We start from the raw sequence: 24,017 nt of genomic DNA, 5'->3' as shown, positions 1-24,017 counted from the left end.
TTTATTGAAAAAGCGTTATTAAGAAAATTTGAACCGTGATTTCTTACCTTATATACTTAAGTTCCGCTAAACGATTATACACCAAATCTGATCTTTCTGATATTTTATTAAAAAGCAGGTTAAATAATACAAGTAAAAATGTAACCGGCCTTCTACTGTACCATGAGGGAAGTATTCTTCAAATATTGGAAGGCAATAAAGAAACTGTGCAAACTCTTTATGATACAATAGAACGCGACACCCGTCATCATAATATTATTAAAATGGTTACAGGTTTAACTGATCAACGAAATTTCCCGGATTGGTCAATGGGATTTAAAACAGTTACAGATGCGGAATGGAAAAAATTAGCCGGATTTTTTAAGTTAGACTCTTCCCTCCTCCTCTCCCACTTAAAAGACAGTAACCGGAAAATAAATACCATGGTAAATTCTTATATGAGCGTTAATTTCAGATCCGAAATTGTCGCACATGATTTAAAAAACCAATGACAACTAATTAAATGCGCGAATTAATTCTTACTAATATAAAAAGAAGTCGTTTTAATTTTATCTTTTCCTCTATTCCCAAATCAAACAAGCTTATTAATATTCTGTAAGCAAAGTACCGCCGTAAATGTTTGAACCTTCATTCGCTGATCGTAGCCATCCGAAATCCGCTTGCTTAAGTACTAATTGTTCTGCAATACTTACTATCGGTTGTGGTATGGGCGATAACATGCATGCGCCTAATTCTTAAATAACACATTGCAGACCTTACCTTAGTCATGTAATCATTAAATTTGAGGTACAAAAATGATTTTCGCCTTTGAAACCTAATTATAATTAAATAATTATTTCAATATTCCTCCATTTTTGATTAATATTTCAAAAGGTTTTAGAATAGAATTACGCAGAGATCAAATGAAAAAAAAAATTAAGAATAGAAGGTTATAACGCGACAACTGTTTTTGTTAAATTTTTTATTTTATTATTCTGAAAATACGTATGTGACAATAGTCACCATGAACGATAAAACTTAAAGCGAATTTTATTTAATGTTTATACTACTTCAAAAAAGTATTTAAATGATTAAAAAGAAGCATTGGATATGAAAAAGAATTTGAAGAAAGTGTGGCCGATTTACCTGGTTTTTCTTGTTGTTGCTATTGTTATTGGAAAAGCTATGCTAACTAATAACAACAAGCCTTCAAATAAAATTATTACCCAAAAACCAAGTCCTGGTTATTGGGTAGCCCCTGTTTTAAATTCTGATAATAATTTAACTGAAGAACAACGTAAAATGGTAAGTTATGGACGACAACTTATTGCAAATACCTCAAAATACTTTGGCCCTCATGGTTCTATAAATGCAATTAGCAATGGAATGAATTGCCAGAACTGTCACCTCGATGCAGGCACAAGACCATGGGCCAACAATTATGGAGCAGTCGCTTCGACCTATCCAAAGTTTAGAGAACGCAGTGGTACAATAGAAGATATTCCCAAACGCGTGAATGATTGTTTCGAACGAAGTTTAAATGGTAAGGCGATTGACACAACAGGTTATGAAATGAAATCTATTATTGCGTATATGCAATGGTTGGGAAAAGATGTAAAAAAGGGAGTAAAACCTAAAGGAACAGGCATTACGGATCTCATTTATTTAGAACGGGCAGCAAGTCCTTCAAAAGGACAAATTGTTTACAATCAAAAGTGCCAGAGTTGCCATGGAGGCAAAGGAGAAGGATTGAAGAATGTAAGTGATACCGGCTTTGTTTTTCCGCCTTTATGGGGTGAACACAGTTATAATAATGGAGCAGGCTTATATCGAATATCAAGATTTGCAGGATATGTAAAAGATAATATGCCATTTAATCAGGCCTCGCACCAGGCTACTGTATTAACTGATGAAGAAGCGTGGGATGTAGCAGCTTTTGTCAATTCACAACCTCGTCCTAAAGCTAACCTAAAAAACGATTGGCCAAATATTTCCGGAAAACCTATTGACTATCCGTTTGGACCTTTTGCTGATGATTTTACCGAAGAACAACACAAGTACGGACCTTTCAAACCAATTGCCGCAAAGCGTGCAGAAATGAAAAAAATCGAGCAGAAGTCAAAATAGTTTTGTTATGTATCATGCTTCTTGTCTTAGATAATGCTTCCGTTGCGTCGCACTCTTGTACAGCAACAAATTGCACTTAACAAATAAATTAAAGGTTAAGAAAATTGCTCTATTTTCTTCCTTATGCAGTTTTTGAGACTCTGCAATACGTTCATGTCAGGCTAAATGAAAATGTGCTATCCAATATATGCTAGTATTAAAAATTAAAATACGAAAAACCAAAAAATACAATCCATGCAAAACGAAAACACAAGAAGAAGTTTTTTAAAGTTCTCAACGCTTGCAGGATTAGGAATTACAGTTAATCCTCTTTCAGCATTTTCTTCTGCAAAAGACGAAGAGAAAAATACGGGAGAACTAAACGCAGAAATAAAAGCAGGACAACAAGTCGTTACTTTGCTGCAAACAACAGATGTACATTGCCAGCTACACCCTCACGATGAATTGTTTTGGGAGAATAATACATCTGTCTTTCGTAAGACTGGCGGGTATGCAAATCTTGCAACTTATTTCGACAAAGCCCGCAAAAAGAATTCAAATACTTTTATCATCGATACTGGCGATATGTTTCAGGGAAGTGAGTTGAGTGTAAAAACTACCGGGAAATCTTTACAACCTATCTTAAATGCCCTTGGCTATAACCTTTACATTCCCGGCAACTGGGAGGTGGTATATTATAAAGAAAACATGCTAAAACTAATGGGCGGTTTGCAAGCTCCTAAAATCTGCTCTAACATGTATCACGATTTGGGCGAAGGTAAAAAAGGCGAGCTGATTTTTCCTCCTTATTACACGTGGAGCGCGGCAGGTGTAAAAATTGGGTTTGTCAGTTACACTGACCCTTTAGTTCCCATTCGTCAATCACCTGCTTACAGCCAAGGAATTATTTATACTCAACCTGAAGAAAACCTGCGTTACTACACAAAAATTTTGAGGGAACAGGAGCAATGCGACTTCGTAATTCTGTTATCACATTTAGGATTATCACAACAGATAGCTTTGGCAAACAATGCCGCATGCGAAGGGATCAATTACATTTTTGGTGGGGACACCCATGAAAGAGTCCGCAAGCCAATACAGTGTAAATATAGCAAAGTGGTTGAACCCGGCGCTTTTGGTTCTTTTGTAGGTCGCCTTGACCTGCTGGTTGAAAATGGCAAAATTATAAATGAGCAATATAATCTTGATGAAGTTGATACAAAGCGATATAAACCTTCTGCCAATATTCAGTCAATTATTGCCAGGCAAGAGCAACCTTTTAAAGAAAACATTACTAATATAATAGGCTATAGCACAATCCCGCTATACCGATACTTCGTGGTTGAAAACACGATTGATACATTGATCACTGAGGCTTTAATGTGGAAGGTAAAGCCTGATATTGTTTTGTCAAACGGATTTCGTTTTTGTCCACCTAACATCACTCCTGATGAAACGGGCAACATTCCAATAACAGAAGGATATATATTCGATATGCTACCTGTTGATTCGACTGTAAGAACTGCAAAAGCATCGGGCAAACAAATAAAAGACTGGTTAGAAAAAGAATTGAATAACGTTTTTGCAAAAGATGCGTCAAAACGTTTAGGCGGATGGGTAGTGAAATTTAAAGGGATGAAGGTTGAATTTAAAGCTTTTGAAGAAATGGGAAGCCGGGTAAAAGCAGTAACTGTAAATGGTGAAAAACTGGATGAAGAAAAGATGTATTTATTGAGTGCATGTGAGCGTGAGGGCGATGCTGAAAACATACTCTGCCGTATTCCGAATGTAAAAGAAGCTGCCAATACACCCTTTACTTTACACGAAGTAATGAAGGAATATCTGATCGCCAATTCTCCTGTTACACCTACACCAGAAGGCAACGCCATTATATTAGATGCACCTTCAACCATGTTGACGCAGGTATTCGGAGTGGATTATAATTTTGTTTAAAAACACTGCAATTAGAAACTAAGTGTGACAATTGTCACACGCAAACTTGTACCATTAAAAGAAATTTGCACTTCAATTAAAGACACTATTATGTTAGAGTTGTTAAAAGAACCTTGGCCGTGGTATGTTGCAGGAGCGATAATAGGACTGATAGTTCCTGCATTACTTATATTAGGTAATAAACATTTTGGTATATCTGCCAATCTTAGGCATGCCTGTGCTGCATGTTTTCCAGCTGATATCAAGTTTTTCAAGTACGATTGGAAAAAGGAAATCTGGAACTTCTTCTTTATTGGAGGTATACTGGTAGGAGCATTCTTAGCCGTTACCCTGTTAAATAATCCTGCTCCCATACAAGTAAATCCAAAACTTGCGGCAGAACTATCCACATATGGTATTAATGATTATAGCAGCATGGTGCCACGCCAGCTATTTTCTTTTGAATCGCTGTTTACTATAAGAGGTTTTATCATGCTGGTTTTGGGTGGTTTTTTAGTAGGTTTCGGTTCACGCTATGCTGGTGGCTGTACAAGTGGTCATGCTATTATGGGCCTTAGTGATTTACAAGTTCCTTCTCTGATAGCTACCATTAGCTTTATGATAGGCGGTTTTATTATGGCTAACCTTCTCTTGCCTTTTATTCTCAGATTATAATTAACGTTTCGGTTATAAACATTTGGAAAACATAAAAACAAAATTGATGGAAAATATTTTAAATAAACAGATCCCCCAAGATACCACCACTCTTAAAAAAACAGGAGGGGATGTTGTAAATACAGATTTTGAAGTACGTTCATTAGATACAATTTGCGTAAATGAATCTCAAAAGCAACATCCCTGGTGGTATAATTTGAAATATTCCTTAGTAGGAATTATATTCGGGATAGTATTCGTAAAAGCTGAAGTTATCTCCTGGTTTCGTATACAGGAAATGTTTCGACTTCAAAGTTTTCATATGTATGGAGTAATAGGGACTGCTGTGGTGGTGGGTATGATATCAGTTTGGTTAATTAAAAAATTTAAGGTGAAAACAATATACGGAGAACCCATAGAGTTTCATCCAAAAAAATTCAACAAAGGACAAATCATTGGCGGTATCACATTTGGTTTAGGATGGGCATTAACTGGGGCTTGTCCCGGACCATTGTTTGCACAGATCGGCACAGGCGCGTTTGTGGTTGCCGTAGTTGTTGTAAGCGCAATTGCCGGAACATGGACTTATGGATATTTTAGAGACAGGCTGCCACATTAAACAATATTTAATTAACTATTTAATTAACTGTTTTAAAAAGGTTCAGAGAGAACATAAACCCAAAGCTGTTATGAAGAAATAATGCTAAAAGCTCAATTTAATTGATTTGAAACACATCTTTTGCTGACAACCATCATTTGCCAAAAGCTAAGCAAACGGTTGCTTTACATCTTATCGTCATCCGTTATGGGAAGGGGGAAGTAGCAGGGAACAAACAGAATGAACAATTTTACTTAAAATAAATTTAAATAAAATCGTTTATAATTTATTCTGATAAGCTTATTATTTTAGACTATAGGAAGGAGTTGAATAAAATGAGAAAAATCTACAATTATTTAATAAAGAATAAATAAGAAAAACAGGTTTAAAAAATGGAGCTCTACTCCCCTTCTCTTTAATTCTTTCCCAGATAATATTTAAAAAAGCTGTTATGGCAACAAAAAAACAACCGAAAGAACCAGCCGAAATTCCATCTCCAGATCAAGAGCCTGAAATACATCCTGAACACATTCCCGAAAATCCAGCATTTCCGGAAGAAGAGCCGGAAGAGATTCCAGAGGAAGAGCCTTTCGAAAAACCACCTTCTGAAATTCCACCCCCTGGTGAAGGGGAATAAATTTTTAATACCTTTTCTATCTTTTGAAGTGAAATATTAACGGAGATAATCTAAACAATTGTGACTTCAACCATCATTATTGACAACCTTTCGGTTATTTTACTTTTGCAGTTTTGGAAACATTTTTAATTGTCCTGTAGTCTTGCAGTAAAAAGCTGGTGTTACGTACTTAGGAAGCAGCTAAATCATGCCGTTTAAAATCCTTTCAATAAATACATACTTCAGTACTCGTATAAGAAACCGTAATTTTAGTTCTAAAGACTACGCATACCTTTCGGAAAAATTAATGATTAATGGTGCTGGACTCTTTGGCTGCAAAGCCAGCTTTGTATTCCTTAAATGTTTCAATTGAGTGCCATGATTGAGTATTTAAAATATGTTTTTGAGTGCACCACCCCCGTCTTGCTACTGATACGCCAAGTTCCATAAATGCAAATTGGCTAAGCATATGTGCATCTGTACTTATTGTTATGGTAACTCCGTGCTCAACGGCTTCTTTCACAAAATCATCTTTCAGATCGAGACGGTCCGGTTGCGAGTTAATCTCAATAGCAGTTCCTGTTTCTGCTAATTTTTTAAATAGTATTTTAAAGTCGATGGAATATGGTTCACGCTTACCAATCAACCGTCCACTTGGATGTCCAATACAATTAACAGAAGGATGTTGACAAGCCTTTACTAACCTTTCTGTATTATCCCGGTTAAAACCGGTATGTATAGACGCTATTACCCAGTCAAACTGCTTAAGTACATCATCATTCAAATCCAAACTGCCATCTAAAAGAATATCTACTTCAACTCCTTTTTTTATAAAGTTTTTCCCAAGTTTTTTATTTATTCTGTCTATTTCCAAAAACTGTTTTTTGAAATCCTCCGGTTGCAAGCCACCTGCTACTCTTTCAGTCGGCGAATGATCTGTAATAATAATATATTCATAACGCGTAAACTCTTTTAAAATAAATTGTGCAATCGTTTCAATTTCTTCTGCTCCGTCACTCCATTTGCTGTGCATGTGTAGATCGCCTCTGATATCATCCAATTCAACCAGCTTTGGTAATTTATATTCTCTTGATAATTCAATCTCTCCCTTTTCTTCTCTTAGTTCAGGAGGAATATATTGCATATGAAACCATTTGTAAATTTCTTCTTCAGTTCGCCCTGCAAGCCTTTTATCTGTTTTTGCGTCAAACACACCATACTCACTCAACTTCCAGCCCTTACTTTTTGACCATGTCCTAAGCTTTACATTGTGCTCTTTCGATCCGGTAAAATACATTAGTGCAGATCCATATTCATCTTCATTTACCAATCTTATATCAACCTGTGTGCGGCTATCCTTAAGTAAAAAACTTGCTTTGGTTTCTCCGCTTGCCAAGACCCTTCCCACTTGAGTTAATTTTAAAATTTTATTACTGATCTTCTTCCAATCTTTTCTTTTAGCGCAGGCAACAATATCAACATCGCCAATCGTTTCTTTTCTCCGGCGCAAGCTACCCGCTAGTTCTGCTTTATCTATACCTTCTATTTTCCTGATTTTAGATAATAACTCATTTCCAACCTCCAGTGCTTCTGACAACAACATTCTTTCTTGCCCTTGCTTATACAGCTTCCACCCTCTCATTAAATTTTCAATCTTCTTTAAACCAAATCCTCTTACGCCTTTTAATTTACCTGCTTCTATGGCATCAATAACTTCTTCTTTATTTGTAAGACCAAATTTGTCATAAATTATTTTTACGGTTGCGGGGCCAAATCCGGCTATATCCATCATTTCTAAAAGACCTTCCGGAACTTTGTTTTTTAATTGTTCATAAGCAGTAATTTTCCCGGTTTTCAAATATTCTACTATCTTTTCTGCAATGCTTTCGCCTATACCGCTCAACTTATCCAATGACTTTACATCGCAAGGGTACATACTTAAATCATCCTTTAACCCATCAATAATTCGTGAAGCAGTTTCATAGGCTATAGCCCGGAAACGTTGTTGAGGGCCTAAATATTTATAGCAAGCTGACATGCGGTGAAAAATATCAGCAAGCTCATGATTATACCTTCTGTCTTCCAGCATTTGTTTCATGTGATTAAAGCAACACAATTTTTTCTTTGTTTTGAATGAGGATCATCAAACCAGATAGTGATTGTTATCAGAGAATTTCAATACCCAAACATGTACCCTAATTATTCTATACTGATTAGTGAAGGGAACACTGGAATTTAAAACACCGGGAACGTTTCATAATTTATCGATAATGCTGTTTCTAAACCATTACTATTCCTAACATTGATGACGTTGCATCTATACAAAAGAAAGTAGGATTGAACAGAGAATTATTGACGAAGTAGAATCTTGTAAAGCCCGGGCATAAAGCTATAAATCTTATTGGGCCAGTGCAAAGACTGGGAACTTCAAAGACTGACAACTATCATATCATTGCCTTTAACTCATCATTGTTTTAAATGGTAATCATTATTAATCTTGTTTTTTAAATTAATAGAAGAAATAAGAAAAAGCTTTTACAGAAGGAAACTGACAGTAATGAGTAACAAAAATATTTATTTGGGTCTTGCCGGAGATGTAATGATTGGCAGAGGAGTCAACGAAGTTATTTCTCGCAAAGGGTATCTATATCCCTTGGGAAATGTACTGGAAATACTTAGGAGGACAGACATCAACATTGTCAACCTGGAAACAGCACTGACTAATAGTAACCAGGAAGTTCCCAAAGTTTTTAATTTTAAAGCTAGTCCGGATAAAGTAAAAACCCTTGCAGAAGCCAGAATTACAGCTGTTAGTCTTGCCAACAATCACATTCTTGACTTTTCAGAAAAAGGGATGGTGGAAACAATGCATACATTACAGGCAGCGGGAATTAAATATGCAGGTGCGGGGTTAAACGAAGAAGAAGCTGCACAACCGGCAATTATTGTTAAAAACAACTTTCGCCTCGGCTTATTAAGCTTCACAGATAATGAGCGCAGCTGGGCGGCGAGACCGAACTACAGTGGTATTAACTATATTGATATTTCTAATTCAAACGATAAAAGGCGTGCGCTGAGTTCGGTAAAGCAGTTACGAAAAGACGTGGACGTGTTAGTTGTAAGTCTGCATTGGGGGCCGAATATGCGGGAAGAGCCTTCTGCTCCGTTTGTTGATTTTGCTCATCAACTGGTAGAGGAAGGAGCCGATATCATTCATGGCCATAGTGCCCACATTTTTCAAGCCATTGAAGTTTACCGGAACAAATTGATTTTATATGACACAGGTGATTTTGTGGATGATTATGCGTTGAATCCCCTCTTGCGAAATGACCTTTCATTCTTTTTTTTGGTTGAACTAAATAAGAGTAAAATAATTAGTCTGAAACTTATTCCGGTAACTATTAGCAATTACCAGGTAAACAAAGCAATAAATAAAGATTATACATGGAGCATAAAACACATTCAACAGCTATCAGCAAAGTTTTCAACTATCGTAAGCGATGAGGGAGAAATAAGGCTTACGTGAAAAACACTATGAAAATTATGTTTTAACTCAAAACCAAAAGTTATGTTTAAAGACAGAAAAGATGCAGCGCTGCAACTAGCCAAAGCATTGGAAAAATATAGAAACACAGATGCTATTGTATTAGGAATACCACGAGGTGGAGCCGAAACTGCTTTTTATGTTGCTATGCATTTAAATGCAGATTTCTCTCTTTTAGTTTCCCGAAAACTCGGACATCCCGCCAACCCGGAATATGCTATTGGAGCTGTTGCTGAAGATGGAACAGTTTATTTAAATAAATATGCTAAACTGGAATTATCACAGGATACTATTAATGAACTGGCAGAGCAACAAAAAAAGGAAATTGAAAGAAGAATTGAAATTTTAAGAAAAGGAGAACCTCTTCCTGTGCTAAAAGATAAAACCGTAATTCTGGTTGATGACGGAATAGCTACAGGCGCTACTTTATATGCGGCCATTCATATGTGTAAGAAACAAGAGGCAGGAAAGATTGTAGTAGCTGCACCCGTTGCAGGAATAGAAAAGAAAAAAGAATTGCTTAAAGAAGTGGATGAAGTTGTTATTTTAGAGACTCCTTCTTTTTATCATGCCGTATCACAGGCATATAATACTTTTTATAACCTAACTGATGCACAAGCACTCGAATTCATGGAAAAATGGAAAAAAGAAAGGCATAACGGCCAAAAGGAAATACATCCTGACTATAACACCAAATAGTTAATTTAATTATTTGCTACCTGCATCCATCAATACGATTATAATTTTACTCGATCGTTTGGGAACTGAACACAGCTTCTAATCTAAATATATAGGCTACCTCATCTCTAACCAATACTGCTTAGTAGCGCGTTAGTGAAAGGTTACAATCACTTTTACAACATTGCTTTCCTAAATATTTTCCTCATCACTTTCAAAATACTTTTTTGACTGCTCCTCCTACATCTAAAAATAAGCCTTGATTATGATCAGGATAAGCTGTGATTACTGTCATAATTTATAGCCAGCGTCATAGGTAACTTTAAGTTAATTCTATAAATGATGGAATTGAAGCAGTACAATATGCAGTTCTCTTTGCCTCCCAACTTAACAGATTACCAATCATTATACACATCTTTCAGTTGGGAAAGAGAAAGGGAAAACCTGGACGGGCTATTACAAGGGGGTGTAAATATCGCATATGAAGCAGTTGAAAGGCATGCCCAAAGTCCACTGACAGACACAGTTGCTTTACGCTTTATAAGTAAAGACAGAACAATAAAGAACATTACTTATGGCAATCTGCAAAAGTTAACTTCCCGCTTTGCCAACGTTTTAAACACGCTTAATATTTCAAAAGGCGAAGCTGTATTTACTCTTGCAGGTCGTATACCAGAATTATATATAGTTGCACTTGGCGCTTTGAAAAAAGTAGCGGTGTTCTGCCCGTTGTTTTCTGTATTTGGTCCCGAGCCAATCTTTCAGCGTCTTTCACGAGGCGAGGCAAAAGTATTGGTTACCACTACCTCATTTTTTGAAAAAAAAGTGAAATTGATACTTGACCGTCTGCCTTCATTGAAATATGTGTTGCTTACAGATGCAAGCCAGCATATAAATGAGCAGGTTTTATCACTGCCACGATTAATGGAACCGGCCTCAGAACATTTTATAATTCCAGATACCAACCCTGAAGACCCTGCTCTTCTTCATTTTACCAGCGGAACAACCGGAATGCCTAAAGGCGCGTTGCATGTGCATAAAGCTGTTCTTACTCATTATGTAACCGGCAAATATGTACTTGATTTTCATTTTGGCGATATTTTCTGGTGCACAGCAGATCCCGGGTGGGTGACGGGCACTTCCTATGGCATTATTGCTCCCCTGGTAAATGGAGTTACCAGTATTATAGATGAAGAAGATTTTGATGCTGTTCGTTGGTATTCTATCCTTGAAGATCAGAAAGTGAATATCTGGTACACAGCACCCACTGCTATTCGACGGCTAATGCGTATGGATATTTATCCAATGGAAAAATATAATCTGGAGCATCTTCGTGTGATCCTTAGCGTAGGAGAACCATTACATGCAGAAGCAGTGTTATGGGGTGAAAAAATGTTTGGTAAGCCGATTCTCGACAACTGGTGGCAAACGGAAACGGGAGGAATCATGATCGCAAATTTTCCTTCCATGGATGTAAAACCAGGCTCGATGGGCAAACCTTTGCCAGGCGTTGAAGCTGCAATAGCAGATGTAACGGATAAAGATTTTCGTATCATTCAAGAACCTGGAAAGCAGGGTAACCTGGTTTTAAAAAAAGGGTGGCCTTCTATGTTCAGAACGTACCTGCATGATGAAGAGCGTTATAAGAAATGTTTCCGGGGCGAATGGTACATCACCGGAGATTTGGCCAAAAAAGATTCAGATGGATATTTCTGGTTTGTTGGCAGAGCCGATGATATTATTAAAACTTCAGGTCACATGGTTGGTCCCTTTGAAGTGGAAAGTATATTAATGGATCATGTGTCGGTGGCTGAAGCTGCAGTAATAGGAAAGCCTGATCCTATTATAGGTGAGTTAGTTAAAGCGTTCATCGTACTAAAGCCGGGCATTACTTCCGACGAAAATTTACAAATGGACATTATCGGTTTTGCACGTAAGAAATTAGGCCCCGCCGTAGCGCCAAAAGAGCTTGCATTTGTAAATGAACTACCAAAAACAAGAAGCGGTAAAATCCTGAGACGGTTATTAAAGGCAAGGGAACTTGGACTGCCTGAAGGAGATCTTTCAACACTCGAACAACCATAGAAACGAATTATGGAAACAGTACTTCCGCAAGAGACCCACGCAACAGTTGACCGAACACACGGTCTTTATCTTTTGCAGCAAATGCTTCTCATAAGGCGATTTGAAGAAAAGTCTGCAGAGGCTTATTCAAAAGGAAAGATTCGTGGTTTCCTGCATTTATATGTAGGCGAAGAGGCGGTTGCAGTAGGTGTAATGCAAGCACTAACGAGAGAAGAGTATGTTTTATCCACTTATCGTGAACATGGGCATGCGATTGCTAGGGGAATTGACCCGAAAAAAATTATGGCTGAAATGTATGGCAAACAGGAAGGATGCAGTCGTGGCCGTGGTGGTTCTATGCATTTGTTCGATGTAACTGCTAACTTTTTTGGTGGCAATGCTATCGTTGCAGGCCATTTACCTCTTTCGTTAGGCATGGCTCTGGCCTCGAAGAAGCAGAAAAAGGGTAATATAACCTGTTGTTTTTTTGGCGAAGGGGCAGCTGCAGAAGGCGAATTTCATGAGGTTATGAATTTGGCTGCATTATGGCAAGTGCCATTGCTGTTAGTTTGCGAGAATAACTTATATGCAATGGGGACGGCTATACGGTTTACACATTCTATGCAGGAGTTGGAAAGGAAAGGATCAGCTTACGGTGTTGAATCTGCCGCTGTAAATGGGATGGACGTTCTGGCCGTGGAACAGGCAGCACATAAAGCTGTAGAAAAAGTACGAACTACCGGAAAGCCATTTTTCCTCGTATGCAATACTTACCGTTTTCGTGCCCATTCTATGTTCGATGCAGAATTGTATCGTGATAAATCAGAAGTAGAACAATGGAAAAGGGAAGACCCAATCCCAAGACTTCAACAGCTATTACTAAGCGAGGGACTAATTTCCGGGGATGACGTTTCACAAATAGAAAACAAAGTAGAAGAATTGGTGCAGCAATCCGTTGACTTTGCAGAAGAGGGAACGTGGGAACCGGTTGATCAATTGACAAAATTTGTTTATAGCGAACTGAAAACAAAATAGTCATTCATGAATATTCACAATCTGAATTATTGATTAAAAAATGTTATTAATATATACAGTATGAATTATAATCAAATCCATTTTATCACATGAAACTTAATATCCCAGATTCTATAAAAGAAGAACACAACGAACTGCACAAGACACTTGAAGCAGCCACACATCTACCCGGCAAAACAGGTGAGGCGGCAAAAAAAGTTGCTCGTTTACTGCATCCTCATTTTGTGAAAGAAGAACAATATGCACTACCTCCGCTTGCGTTGTTGCTACCGTTGTCCGAAGGAAATATTTCCAGTGAAATGAGGGGTGTTATTGACGAATCGAATAAGTTAAAGCAGGAACTGCCGAAAATGCTCGCAGAACACAAGCAAATAATTGCTGCTTTGGAAGAATTAATAAAAGCCGCCACGGAAGAGTTATACCCCGAAGTAATTGACTTTGCAGAAAGACTGCAACAACATGCGAAAACCGAAGAAGAAGTCTTTTATCCAACATCTATTTTAATAGGAGAATATCTAAAGCTAAAGCTGCAGGAAGAAGTAAATGAAGAAGAGTATTATCCTTAATTGAAAAATGGAAAGCAAAAAATTGAGTTATTTTCTATACTTCTGTCGGCGTTAAATCCATAAGCATAAAAATTTAATGAATAACAACAATACGATACAGCTTACCTACAGGGAAGCGCTCAAACAATCCATACGGCAGGCGTTGCAAAAAGATGAACGGGTTTTTCTAATGGGTGAAGATGTTGGCCGGTATGGAGGTGCTTTTGCAGTGAGCAAGGGATTATTACAAGAGTTTGGACCGGAACGCATTATGGATACGCCTTTATCGGAATCGGGTTTTGTGGGTGCAGGCATTGGCGCAGCCATTGCAGGGATGCGGCCTGTTGTAGAAGTAATGACCGTAAACTTTGGTCTGCTTGCTATGGACCAGATCGTAAATAATGCAGCAACATTATATCACATGTCAGGCGGGCAGGTAAATGTTCCGTTAGTGCTTAGAATGAGTTCAGGGATAGGTCGTCAGTTGGCGGCTCAACATTCTCACAGTTGGGAACCTCTGTTTGCACATATTCCAGGATTAAAAATAGTATCAGTTGGTACACACGAAGACGCCCGGCAAGTATTGCTTGCTGCACTTGAAGAGTCTGATCCTGTTATCATTTTTGAATACACTTCCATGCTCAACCTCGAATCGGAAATTTCAACAAACCCTGAAACGGTAGATCTTGTACATGCCAAAATAAGAAAGGAAGGAAAAGATATTTCTATCATTACCTACGGAGCTGCTGTATATAAATCATTGGAGGCAGCCTTAGATTTAGCAGCGAAAGGTATTGATGCCGAAGTGGTTGATATTCGTATGTTACGTCCATTGGATGAAACAACCATTTTCACTTCCGTTTCTAAAACTCATCATGCTTTATTAGTAGAAGACGCGTGGCGTTCAATTAGTATTTCTTCTGAGATATCAGCTCTTATTATGGAAAAATCTTTTTACGAATTGGATTCGCCTGTGCAACGCTTAGGAGGTGTAGAAGTTCCAATTCCTTATCCAAAACATTTGGAAGATGCATGTGTTCCGCAAAAAGAAGATATTGTAAAGAAGGTTATAAAAATGTTGCACCATGATTGAATTTACTATGCCTAGCCTTGGCGCTGATATGGAGGCTGGAACGCTTTCTGAATGGCTGGTTAAGGCAGGTGATAAAGTAAAAAGAGGTGATATAATTGCTGTGGTAGACACTCAAAAAGGTTTGATTGATATTGAAGTTTTTGATGAAGGCGTTATACAGAAACTGGTAACCAAAGAAGGTGAAAAAGTACCCGTAGGCTCAGTGCTGGCGCTTATTTTATCTGATAAAGAACAAGGAAATGTAAAAGAAGAGAAGCCTGAAATTAGTCCGATAATTGAGGCCAAAGCGACAGAAAAAGTGGCAGTTGTTCCTCCTGCAAGAATAAAAGCTTCTCCTTTAGCAAAAAAGATAGCAAGTGATCAGGGTATTGATTTAACCAACATTAAAGGAACGGGGGAGGAAGGCGTTATTACAAAAGAAGATGTAGAAAAAGCAATCGCAGCAAAGGAAAAACCACAGGAAGTAAAACGCGCTGCATCTTCTGAAACTATTCGTATGGCGATAGCTGCAGCCATGAGCAAATCGAATAAAGAAATTCCTCATTACTATCTTCAGACTAAGATCGATATGCGAAATTCACTTAACTGGCTTTCTGAAGCTAATAAGCAACGTTCTTTAAAAAATCGTTTACTTCCAGTTGCACTTCTGTTAAAAGCTACTGCCAAGGCACTTACCATTGTGCCTGATTTGAATGCATATTGGGAAAATGGTTTGCAGCGAAAAGCAGATATTAATATTGGTTTTGTGATCTCTTTACGTGGAGGAGGTTTGATGATACCGGCAATACATGATGGTGCCAAAAAAAGCGTGGATGAAATCATGGCGACTTTGTCTGATATTATTCCAAGAGCAAGGGTTATGAAATTACGCAGTTCAGAACTAAGCGATTCTACCATTACTGTTACCAACCTCGGAGAAGGCAGTGTAGAAACTGTTTTTGGAGTCATTTACCCACCCCAGGTTGCAATTGTAGGATTTGGAAATATTTCAGAGCAACCATGGGCAGAAAATGGTATGCTGGATGTGCGACCCGTACTTTCTGTAACACTGGCGGCCGATCACCGGGCTACAGATGGACATATAGGAAGTCGTTTCCTTACAGAATTGAATAACATTCTTCAAAACCCGGAAGCAATATGACAGAGCAAGAAATCAGGCAACTTATTTTTCAGCTTTTAAAAAAAATTGCTCCAGATACAGAGCCTGAAAAGTTACAGCCAGATGATGACATACGGCACACTTTGGAGATAGATTCTTTTGATTACCTGCAATTTATAGTAGCGATTGATGAACAACTGGAACTGGATATACCGGAAGAAGACTATGGAAAAATTGATACAGTCAAAAACATGACAAATTACATTATTTCAAAAAAAACAAAAAAGGTGTAAATATTATTTCGACCTGGATCGTCAAAGTATGAATAACGCTAGCTTTCATGCGGTCTATCTGACGACCTCTTGATGTGATTTAAGTAAGTATAAGGAATACCCGCATTATTAGCTGGTAAAAAATTATTGGTAAAAAAACCTTGACCTGTTGATTTTCAAGTCACGTAAGATTCCTGACTTTGGATTGATAGTAATATTGAAAGACCGATACAATCCTACTGGTGTTATGTTTATGGCCATCTGCCAACAATGCATTTCACGCGTTATAAACATGGTCAGTGTTTGTATCTTTTTGGTAGTAAAATCAAAGTAAGAATTTCCACCGATCTTCCACCTGGGAGTTAAACTAAAATCACCATTAACACTTACGTTTGAATAAACCCTTGTCTGCAATTTCGAATAATCATATGATAACTGGTTTGAGAAGCTTAAGGAGTAGGATAATTGCAACGTCCACGGTATATTGAAATCGGTATACTCGGCGGGATTACTTCTTACATATTCCAATTGCCGCTGCTGCTCATCAGGGGTCATATAATCATCTTGAGGAAGTCGTTCTTTATCCGTTTTACCATCTTTACTTTTGCTTTGCAGAGAGGTGGAAATAGCAATGCTTCCGTTGGTTATTCTACCAAGTCTAAATTTATCACCAGCCATATAAAGCTTTGGATGACGCACTCCCCTTGCATCTGTCTGGTAAGGATCGAGATTAGCATTAGCTGTTATGTTTATTTTTTCAAATAACGTGCTTCGAACATACATACTAATATTAGATAACGGAAAACTGTCTAAGGGTCCGGGAACAAGATTGTAAGAGCCATTAAACCCAAAACCATCAAGCAGCCGTACTTTTTTTGTGCCACCTTCAGATGTGTCTTTCGGGTCTCGTACTTTCATCTCTAATGTATTGTCAAGGCCAAACCCTATACCGCCAAACCTTCCTTCCCCAAAAGCTCCTATTACACCTCCTTCAAACTGGGAAAAACGTCGTATTGTTCCTGCAGTATCCGTTTGTACGTTATAAAAATATTTCCGCTGCATATCAGGCCGGTAGTTAAGACTTATATTTGGCCGTATTTCATGCCGTATGGCCTGAATTTTTCTTGTTTTACCAAACTGGTAGGTACCAAAGATGCGGGTACTGGCTGAAATACCAAACTGCATTTGCCTTGCAGCATATAAACCTCTCGATATGCTTGTATCTACTTTTCTTCTTCCTGTATCCCACGAACGCAATATCTTTTGCCCGTACCAGCGCTCTTCGTATGACACGCTTGGTGCAAGTTGAATAGCGCCCATTTGAGGCAATGATAACGTAATGGGAATAACATGTGTTGCACCATATTGTGCAGTGTCTAAAACCCGCCGAATACTAAAGGCTGAGTCATAAAAAGAGATTTGGTTTTGAAAATTTCCAGTATAGCCAAGGCCAAGTTTCTCGTACCATTTTGGTGTACCAACTGCTTCTTTTTTCTGGAAAGGATAAATAGTTACCACATTAAAACTGGCCGTCGGAAGATTAAGATTAATTAATCCTAAATTATTATTCTGGCTATGATTTGCACTTATAGTAAGGTTGTATTTGCCATTCCAGTCCCTGCTGTAAGCAATGGACGAACTTAAACTGTTTTGAAAATTCTGAATCGCGTTATTAGAAACATACCTGTTAAACTTAGTGCTTCCTGCATTTACATTAGCAGATAAAGTGGATCCCGGCCTGGCCTTGCTATCCCTTGTATGACTCCAGTTTATCATGAAAGTTTTGCTCTTTGTAAATTCCTCTTTCGAATACCCCCCACTATTTAAAATTTTTGTATTTTGAATAGCCAGGTTCAAGCTTCCGTTGTACTTGTATCTTTTCAGGTAGCGTGAAGAAAGATTTAAATTCCAGCCTCCGTAGCTATAAATGTTACCTCTTGCTGTTACATCAAAATTATCGCTAAGCACTTTATAAAATCCCAGACCCTCCAACCCCAGCCCATACTGGTCGTTTGAAGCAAACTGCGGAGGCAAAAAACCTGAATGTCTGCCACGGTTTAGCGGATAAATGCCAAAAGGTATGCCTATCGGTACCGGCACACCTTCAAACTCGGGAAAAGCCGGACCAGATACACCTATCTTATTACTGATCATCTTCATTTTACGTGTCCGGAATGCAAAATGCGGTGTATCAAGATTACAGGTTGTAAACCTCCCTCTCCAGGCATAAATAGTATTATCGTTTATTTTTTTTATGGTATTAGCATACACATACATTTCTCCCTGTTGCAAATATGTACTTTTAGTCAACCCTTTCTGAGACCTTGTATTATAAAAAATGGAGTCGCTTGTGCTCTGCATATCGCCTTGCACAAGCTTTGGTTTATTTAAAGGATTACCCGTTGTATCAGTTGAGCCGTACGCTGAAAGCAGTTGCTTATCCTGGTCAAGATGAATGGTAGCTGCCGTTACCTCTACATCTGTGTATTTTGCATTAGCTTTTCCATACAAAATAAATTGTTTGGTGGGTATAATAAGAACGCCGCTATCCTCAGCAGCATAAGTAACCGGAGCAGAAAGAGTGTCTTTAGAAATTTTTACTTTAAAAGTATCGATAACCTGCACAAGACTATCTTTTTTGGTCGTATCAATAGCAGATGAGTCTCTGGAAGTAGTAAGATTTTTTTTTAAACTTGTATCAATTTCTTTTGGAGCACGTGATGGTGGAGGTGTATCTACGATTGTGTGAGTCGGTTGAAAATAATGTTTACTCCACTTATGTTTTGCACTTGCCTGTATTGTTATTAAGAAAACAATAGCAATTAACGCTAAAGCTAAAATTTTTTTTGACCTAACTTTACATTGCTTGCTCATAAGTAGTTGGGCAAATTTAATGCTTTAAAGCATTAATGATGTGTGAAGATTAAACCTATTGAAACAGTAAAACGCCTAAAGAAGATCCAGTATGATGATTAAAAGAGCTTGTGTATTAATTTTTCATTTTGTATTTTTTTCAACATTATTCTCTTTTAAAACATATTCAAACCATACTCCCCCAAGAAGGGACATACTTAAAACGATTGTGATTGATGCAGGACATGGGTTGCCCGATGCGGGTGCGCACGGAAATTACAGCAATGAATCTGATATCGCCCTTGCTATTGCCATGAATCTCGGTGATCGGTTAAAAAAACTTTTACCGGAAACAAACATTATTTACACAAGAACAGGACCCGAACTTCCTGCCGGTATTACAGATAAGGATCTTGCTAACCGTTACCGGGCACAAATGGCAAATGAAAACCATGGGGATCTTTTCATTGCCATTCATGTAAATTCAACCGAAGACAGGTATCAAAGAAAAATAGAAGGATACAGAAAAGAAACGTATACAGTACATGTAGGTAAAGGCAGAAAAAAAAGAAAAGTAGAAAAGACAAGGTCAGTGCCTATTTATAAATCCTACAAACTGCCCTGTGACAGAAGGGGTACAGAAACTTATATCTGGGCAGTAAACAAATATGACCAGAAACAACAGTCAGTAGGTTCTAGAGATGATGATGACCAGTTTGGCGAGCATGACTCTACAAGCAATTTTTTAGAATCTCCCGATGCTAAAATTTTAGCTTCACTGCGCACAAAAAAATATTTTGATCAAAGTCTTACTATTGCAAATTTTGTTGAACAGGAATTTAAAAAAGAGGGACGTAACAGCTATGGTGTTAAACAAAGAAATAACAAAGGTATATGGGTGTTGCAAGCTACAAATATGCCAAGCATACTTGTAGAAACAGGTTTTATATGCACTCCTGATGAAGAAGACTATCTTAACAGTGAAAAAGGTCAGAATGAAGTCAGTTATGCAGTAATGAGGGCTGTACTAAGATATAAACATTTAATCGAGACAGGTTCTGACTTAATTCCGGGAGACTCAACCCAAAATAATTTTGCAGATACCACCGAAAATAAAAATTAGAGAAAAGCGTTTGTTTTATTTATATTAAGATAAATTAATTATAAATAGCAAAGCAAAAGTGCAATAAATATGAAGCGAAACCTGGTAATTTTTTTAGGAATATTGTTGCTATGCTTTCAATGTACATTTCTTTTAGGATTTAATACATTTTATCAAAAAGCAAGATTAAGAAAGGTTATAATCGATGCAGGGCACGGAGGGCATGATGGCGGGGCAGAAGGCCGGTATTCAAAGGAAAAAGACATATCTCTGGCGGTAGCTCTAAAGCTCGGAAAACTTGTTGAGGACGAAATACCAGATATAGAAGTGGTGTTTACCCGCACCCAGGACATTTATCAGTCACCGGTAACAAAAGCAAATATTGCCAATTTAAATAAGGGTGATTTATTTATTAGTATTCATTGCAACAGTGCAGCACCTGTAAGACACTCAGAAGTAACAGGGCACACTACCCAGGTGTACTATACCGGAAAAGGTAGGAAAAAGAAAAAACATACCAGGAAAGTTGCCAAATACCGCTACTGGACCACACCCAACGTAGCGCAGGGAACTGAGACCTACATTTGGGGTGCACACAAAACAGATATGAAAGAAAAAGCCATGGGCGAAAATGAAGCGTTATATCTTGATAGTGCCACCGCAAACTTTGTAAAAGACTTCGATCCAAACTCGCCCGATCGCATGATTCTTTACTCATTGAAGACACAACAATACTTTAACAGAAGCGCAAATCTTGCATTGACTGTTGAAGATGAATTTAAAAAAGTGGGCCGCATAAGCCGCCAGGCTCAGCAAAGGCAGGTAGGCATATGGGTACTGCAGGCGGTTGCAATGCCCAGTATTCTTGTTGAAACAGGCTTTATCAGCAATCCGACCGAAGAAGATTATTTAAACAGCGATAATGGGCAGAACGAAATTGTACGTTGCGTGGTGCAGGCAATCAAAAGGTATAAGTATTCCCTTCAAAATCAATCTTCATCAGTTACAAGCAATAACTGATAGTAATTGCATAATAATGCTTTAGCCTTTTAAATCATTACATTTGCCTTAGCATGAATTTTGCAATTATAGGCAATTAAACCTCTAAAAGGTTATTTAAAGTATTTCTATGAAGATTACGAATGAAACTAAGGTAGGTGCACTTACCGCCCTTGCAATAACACTTTTAATTTTGGGATTTAATTTTTTAAAGGGCAAAAGTCTTTTCAAAACCGGCAGTTTTATTTACACCAAGGTAAAACAGACAAAAGGCCTTATGATTTCTAACCCTGTATTAATAAACGGTTTGCAGGTAGGAAGTGTATATGAATTAGAGGAAGCTGATAAAAATCTCGATAACATTATTGTTTCAATAAAAATGAGCAAAGAGGTTAATATTCCTGTTAATTCAATTGCGTCAATAAGAGAAAATCCATTAGGCACGCCGAGTGTAGATATTAGTTTGGGCGATAAAAGAAGTTACCTCAAAAATCATGATACGATATTGTCTATAGATAGCCTAGGCCTCCTAGGGTCAGTAACGGCCAAACTTACGCCTGTAGTTGACCAGGTAAAAATTACTGCTCAAACTCTTGACTCTCTTATGAAAAACCTAAACAGTATGTTTGACCCTACTGCTAAAAATAACATACAGGGAGTATTGACAAACTTTAATCGTATTTCTGCCAATCTTGTTGTTTCCTCCGCATCGTTGCAAGCATTAATGAATGAACAAACAGGAACTTTGTCAAAGTCAATGACTAATTTAAATTCATTTACAAAAAATCTTGCAGCAAATAATGATAAGATAACGGCCACTATGACTAATCTTGAAACATCTACCAGAAATTTGTCGCAGGCCGATATTGATGGCACAGTGAATCAACTCAGAGCTACCGTTGAAAGATTAAACACTACCGTAGCGAAAATAGACAGTAAAGAGGGTTCCTTAGGCCGTTTGCTTAACGATAATCAACTATATGACAATCTTGCAAATACTACACGTAGTCTCAATATTCTCATGGACGATATTCGCGTAAATCCCAAAAGGTATGTTAGCATTTCGATTTTTGGTGGCAAAGCCAAAAAGCAATATTTAACTTCACCATTACCTGCGCCTGATTCGACAGTAGTAACAATGAAATGATAAAAAGTTTTTATTTAACAACCCTGCTGGTTTCCTTTTTTTTTGCTGTTTCAACTGATGCTGCCGGGCAGGCAGTAACAGACACTTCTAAAGGTAAAAGACTGGAAATCATTGTTGCTGACCGGTATAATTTTCAAAAAATTGGTACAGGTGATTTTGTTTCACTTGTTGGTAACGTAAAAATAAAACAGGATCAGACTTACTTCTCTTGTGATAGCGCTGTTCTTAACCAGACAGCAAGCACTATTGAAGCATTTGGCAACATTCATATAAATGATGCGGACAGTGTTCACACCTATTCTCAATACCTGAAATATTTAGGAAAAGAAAAAACAGCATATCTCAAAAAAAATGTAAAATTAACTGATAGTAAAGCTGTTTTAACTACAGATGATTTGGTTTACAATACTGCAACTAAAATGGGTACTTACGTAAAAGGTGGCAAAGTGGTAGATGGGCAAACGGTTCTCACAAGCACAGAAGGATTCTATTACGGCGAAACAAGAGACATGGTGTTTAAAAAGAATGTTTTCTTAAACGATCCACAGTACAAGGTTACAACCGATACGCTGCTTTATAACACTTTTACCCAATTAGCAAGGTTTACGGTGCCAACAAAAATTGTAAGTGGCAAACGGGTAGTAAATACATCGGAAGGGTATTACGACATGAAAAACAAAAAAGCCGTTTTTGGGAAAAGACCCTTGGTTGACGATAAAGACTATACCCTCGTTGCTGATGACATGGCTTATGATGATTCTACAGGTTTTGCAGAGGCGCAGGGAAGTGTTGTTTACAGAAGCAAGGATACGGCAAGTGCATATACAATTTTTGCGAACAACGTAAAGTCTAATAATAAAACCGGTTCTGTACTTGCTACCCAAAAACCTTCCATGATTATTAAGCAAGACAAGGATAGTATATATATTGGCGCTGATACTTTATTTTCAGGAAAGCTGACCGAACTTGAAAAATCGAGAAAAGTACCTGATATAACAGACACCCTTTACCACACTTCTATCAAGAGCAACACGGATAGTAATAGCAACCGTTTTTTTGAGGCTTACTTTAATGTAAAAATATATTCAGACAGCATGCAGGCAGTGGGCGACAGCATGTTTTATAGCTTCCGGGATTCAGTATTCCGGTTATTTAAAAACCCTATCGTATGGGCCCAGGAAAACCAGATAACCGGTGATACTATTTATTTATATACCGAAAATAAAAAGCCAAAGAGATTTTATGTTTTTGAAAATGCACTGGCAATAAACCGGGCAGAAAAGGAACTCTATAACCAAGTAAAAGGAAATACAATAAATGGATATTTTAAAAATGGAAACATAGATTCTTTCAGGGCTAAAGGAAGCGCTGAAAATATCTATTATACAGCAGATGAACAGGGAGGATTTATTGGTGTAAATCGGTCAACTTCAGACGTTATCGATGTAACATTCAAGGATAAAAAACCATACAAAGTAGTTTTTAGAAATAATCTACAAGGGACCCTTTCTCCTATTAAACAGGTAAATCCTGGCGAGTTACAGGTTAGAGGGTTTAAGTGGTACGATGGAAAAAGACCTAAAAACAAATTTGATATTATTGGTAAACAAACAACAGTTTCTGCTATAAAATAAGCATTCAAACATAAAAATAATTAGAAGCAGAACTGTATTACCTACGATCTTTTGCTAGCAGAATGAT

The 24,017-nt window shown here is 37.6% G+C and carries 20 protein-coding genes; 18 read left to right on the top strand and 2 right to left on the bottom strand.

Going from position 1 to position 24,017, the window contains the following annotated elements; all coding sequences use genetic code 11:
- Nucleotides 1-35 precede the first annotated feature (35 nt).
- The 6 genes from B154_RS28435 (at nt 36) to B154_RS0112460 (ending at nt 5,906) form a co-directional block, all read left to right on the top strand.
- Nucleotides 36-491 (top strand): BLUF domain-containing protein, encoded by a 456-nt coding sequence (locus B154_RS28435; RefSeq protein WP_018614590.1) that lies wholly within the window; start codon nt 36-38, stop codon nt 489-491.
- Between the two features lie 598 nt (nt 492-1,089).
- A complete protein-coding gene (locus B154_RS0112480) occupies nt 1,090-2,106 on the top strand; it encodes a c-type cytochrome (protein WP_018614589.1) in 1,017 nt (338 codons plus the stop codon).
- Nucleotides 2,107-2,340: 234 nt separating this feature from the next.
- Nucleotides 2,341-4,038 (top strand): bifunctional metallophosphatase/5'-nucleotidase, encoded by a 1,698-nt coding sequence (locus B154_RS0112475; RefSeq protein WP_018614588.1) that lies wholly within the window; start codon nt 2,341-2,343, stop codon nt 4,036-4,038.
- A gap of 90 nt (nt 4,039-4,128) precedes the next feature.
- Complete coding sequence (locus B154_RS0112470; protein WP_018614587.1) at nt 4,129-4,692, top strand: YeeE/YedE family protein; 564 nt, start codon at nt 4,129-4,131, stop codon at nt 4,690-4,692.
- A 46-nt stretch (nt 4,693-4,738) separates the two neighbouring features.
- The gene (locus tag B154_RS0112465; RefSeq protein ID WP_018614586.1) at nt 4,739-5,290 is read left to right on the top strand and encodes a DUF6691 family protein; all 552 of its coding nucleotides are present in this window, start codon (nt 4,739-4,741) and stop codon (nt 5,288-5,290) included.
- Nucleotides 5,291-5,720: 430 nt separating this feature from the next.
- Complete coding sequence (locus B154_RS0112460) at nt 5,721-5,906, top strand: hypothetical protein (RefSeq protein ID WP_018614585.1); 186 nt, start codon at nt 5,721-5,723, stop codon at nt 5,904-5,906.
- A gap of 283 nt (nt 5,907-6,189) precedes the next feature.
- On the opposite strand, the gene polX is transcribed toward B154_RS0112460, so the two are convergent.
- Nucleotides 6,190-7,983 carry a DNA polymerase/3'-5' exonuclease PolX gene (polX, locus tag B154_RS0112455; protein WP_018614584.1) on the bottom strand — a complete coding sequence of 598 codons (1,794 nt, stop codon included), beginning with the start codon at nt 7,981-7,983 and terminating at the stop codon, nt 6,190-6,192.
- A gap of 459 nt (nt 7,984-8,442) precedes the next feature.
- Here polX and B154_RS0112450 point away from each other — a divergent pair, with 459 nt between their 5' ends.
- The 8 genes from B154_RS0112450 to B154_RS0112410 all read left to right on the top strand — a co-directional run bounded on the left by B154_RS0112450 (nt 8,443) and on the right by B154_RS0112410 (nt 16,236).
- A complete protein-coding gene (locus B154_RS0112450; RefSeq protein WP_018614583.1) occupies nt 8,443-9,411 on the top strand; it encodes a CapA family protein in 969 nt (322 codons plus the stop codon).
- Between the two features lie 42 nt (nt 9,412-9,453).
- Nucleotides 9,454-10,128 (top strand): phosphoribosyltransferase, encoded by a 675-nt coding sequence (locus tag B154_RS0112445; RefSeq protein ID WP_018614582.1) that lies wholly within the window; start codon nt 9,454-9,456, stop codon nt 10,126-10,128.
- A 318-nt stretch (nt 10,129-10,446) separates the two neighbouring features.
- On the top strand, nt 10,447-12,192 hold the full coding sequence (gene acsA / locus B154_RS0112435) for an acetate--CoA ligase (protein WP_211217489.1): 1,746 nt from the start codon (nt 10,447-10,449) through the stop codon (nt 12,190-12,192).
- 9 nt (nt 12,193-12,201) lie between these two features.
- Nucleotides 12,202-13,206, top strand: a complete 1,005-nt coding sequence (gene pdhA / locus B154_RS0112430; RefSeq protein WP_018614580.1) for a pyruvate dehydrogenase (acetyl-transferring) E1 component subunit alpha — start codon at nt 12,202-12,204, stop codon at nt 13,204-13,206.
- 89 nt (nt 13,207-13,295) lie between these two features.
- Nucleotides 13,296-13,772 (top strand): hemerythrin domain-containing protein, encoded by a 477-nt coding sequence (locus B154_RS0112425; RefSeq protein WP_018614579.1) that lies wholly within the window; start codon nt 13,296-13,298, stop codon nt 13,770-13,772.
- A 76-nt stretch (nt 13,773-13,848) separates the two neighbouring features.
- Nucleotides 13,849-14,844, top strand: coding sequence for an alpha-ketoacid dehydrogenase subunit beta (locus B154_RS0112420; protein WP_018614578.1), 996 nt, complete (start codon nt 13,849-13,851; stop codon nt 14,842-14,844).
- Nucleotides 14,837-15,985, top strand: a complete 1,149-nt coding sequence (locus B154_RS0112415; RefSeq protein ID WP_018614577.1) for a dihydrolipoamide acetyltransferase family protein — start codon at nt 14,837-14,839, stop codon at nt 15,983-15,985. The genes B154_RS0112420 and B154_RS0112415 overlap by 8 nt, the downstream gene beginning before the upstream one ends.
- Nucleotides 15,982-16,236: an acyl carrier protein gene (locus B154_RS0112410; RefSeq protein WP_018614576.1), complete on the top strand. Its 255-nt coding sequence runs from the start codon at nt 15,982-15,984 to the stop codon at nt 16,234-16,236. The genes B154_RS0112415 and B154_RS0112410 overlap by 4 nt, the downstream gene beginning before the upstream one ends.
- A gap of 123 nt (nt 16,237-16,359) precedes the next feature.
- Here the strand turns inward: B154_RS0112410 and B154_RS0112405 are convergent, their stop codons facing one another.
- Nucleotides 16,360-19,089: a putative LPS assembly protein LptD gene (locus B154_RS0112405; protein WP_018614575.1), complete on the bottom strand. Its 2,730-nt coding sequence runs from the start codon at nt 19,087-19,089 to the stop codon at nt 16,360-16,362.
- Nucleotides 19,090-19,180: 91 nt separating this feature from the next.
- On the opposite strand from B154_RS0112405, the gene B154_RS28430 reads away from it, so the two are divergent.
- From B154_RS28430 to B154_RS28420, 4 genes are all read left to right on the top strand, one after another.
- The gene (locus B154_RS28430) at nt 19,181-20,191 is read left to right on the top strand and encodes an N-acetylmuramoyl-L-alanine amidase family protein (protein WP_018614574.1); all 1,011 of its coding nucleotides are present in this window, start codon (nt 19,181-19,183) and stop codon (nt 20,189-20,191) included.
- A 69-nt stretch (nt 20,192-20,260) separates the two neighbouring features.
- Nucleotides 20,261-21,190, top strand: a complete 930-nt coding sequence (locus B154_RS28425) for an N-acetylmuramoyl-L-alanine amidase family protein (RefSeq protein WP_018614573.1) — start codon at nt 20,261-20,263, stop codon at nt 21,188-21,190.
- A 109-nt stretch (nt 21,191-21,299) separates the two neighbouring features.
- Nucleotides 21,300-22,316, top strand: a complete 1,017-nt coding sequence (locus B154_RS0112390; protein ID WP_018614572.1) for an MlaD family protein — start codon at nt 21,300-21,302, stop codon at nt 22,314-22,316.
- Complete coding sequence (locus B154_RS28420) at nt 22,313-23,950, top strand: OstA-like protein (protein ID WP_018614571.1); 1,638 nt, start codon at nt 22,313-22,315, stop codon at nt 23,948-23,950. Before B154_RS0112390 ends, B154_RS28420 begins: the two co-directional genes overlap by 4 nt.
- Nucleotides 23,951-24,017 lie beyond the last annotated feature (67 nt).

The organism is Segetibacter koreensis DSM 18137 (genome assembly GCF_000374045.1).
Classification (GTDB): Bacteria; Bacteroidota; Bacteroidia; order Chitinophagales; family Chitinophagaceae; genus Segetibacter; species Segetibacter koreensis.
Note: the sequence above shows the minus strand (reverse complement) of the source record. Positions and strands in the feature narration are given on the sequence as shown.

Coding starts and splice junctions, on each gene's coding strand:
- B154_RS0112480 (WP_018614589.1), top strand. CDS start 1,090: ATGAAAAAGAATTTGAAGAAAGTGTGGCCGATTTACCTGGTTTTTCTT.
- B154_RS0112475 (WP_018614588.1), top strand. CDS start 2,341: ATGCAAAACGAAAACACAAGAAGAAGTTTTTTAAAGTTCTCAACGCTT.
- B154_RS0112470 (WP_018614587.1), top strand. CDS start 4,129: ATGTTAGAGTTGTTAAAAGAACCTTGGCCGTGGTATGTTGCAGGAGCG.
- B154_RS0112465 (WP_018614586.1), top strand. CDS start 4,739: ATGGAAAATATTTTAAATAAACAGATCCCCCAAGATACCACCACTCTT.
- B154_RS0112460 (WP_018614585.1), top strand. CDS start 5,721: ATGGCAACAAAAAAACAACCGAAAGAACCAGCCGAAATTCCATCTCCA.
- polX (WP_018614584.1), bottom strand. CDS start 7,983: ATGAAACAAATGCTGGAAGACAGAAGGTATAATCATGAGCTTGCTGAT.
- B154_RS0112450 (WP_018614583.1), top strand. CDS start 8,443: ATGAGTAACAAAAATATTTATTTGGGTCTTGCCGGAGATGTAATGATT.
- B154_RS0112445 (WP_018614582.1), top strand. CDS start 9,454: ATGTTTAAAGACAGAAAAGATGCAGCGCTGCAACTAGCCAAAGCATTG.
- acsA (WP_211217489.1), top strand. CDS start 10,447: ATGATGGAATTGAAGCAGTACAATATGCAGTTCTCTTTGCCTCCCAAC.
- pdhA (WP_018614580.1), top strand. CDS start 12,202: ATGGAAACAGTACTTCCGCAAGAGACCCACGCAACAGTTGACCGAACA.
- B154_RS0112425 (WP_018614579.1), top strand. CDS start 13,296: ATGAAACTTAATATCCCAGATTCTATAAAAGAAGAACACAACGAACTG.
- B154_RS0112420 (WP_018614578.1), top strand. CDS start 13,849: ATGAATAACAACAATACGATACAGCTTACCTACAGGGAAGCGCTCAAA.
- B154_RS0112415 (WP_018614577.1), top strand. CDS start 14,837: ATGATTGAATTTACTATGCCTAGCCTTGGCGCTGATATGGAGGCTGGA.
- B154_RS0112410 (WP_018614576.1), top strand. CDS start 15,982: ATGACAGAGCAAGAAATCAGGCAACTTATTTTTCAGCTTTTAAAAAAA.
- B154_RS0112405 (WP_018614575.1), bottom strand. CDS start 19,089: ATGAGCAAGCAATGTAAAGTTAGGTCAAAAAAAATTTTAGCTTTAGCG.
- B154_RS28430 (WP_018614574.1), top strand. CDS start 19,181: ATGATGATTAAAAGAGCTTGTGTATTAATTTTTCATTTTGTATTTTTT.
- B154_RS28425 (WP_018614573.1), top strand. CDS start 20,261: ATGAAGCGAAACCTGGTAATTTTTTTAGGAATATTGTTGCTATGCTTT.
- B154_RS0112390 (WP_018614572.1), top strand. CDS start 21,300: ATGAAGATTACGAATGAAACTAAGGTAGGTGCACTTACCGCCCTTGCA.
- B154_RS28420 (WP_018614571.1), top strand. CDS start 22,313: ATGATAAAAAGTTTTTATTTAACAACCCTGCTGGTTTCCTTTTTTTTT.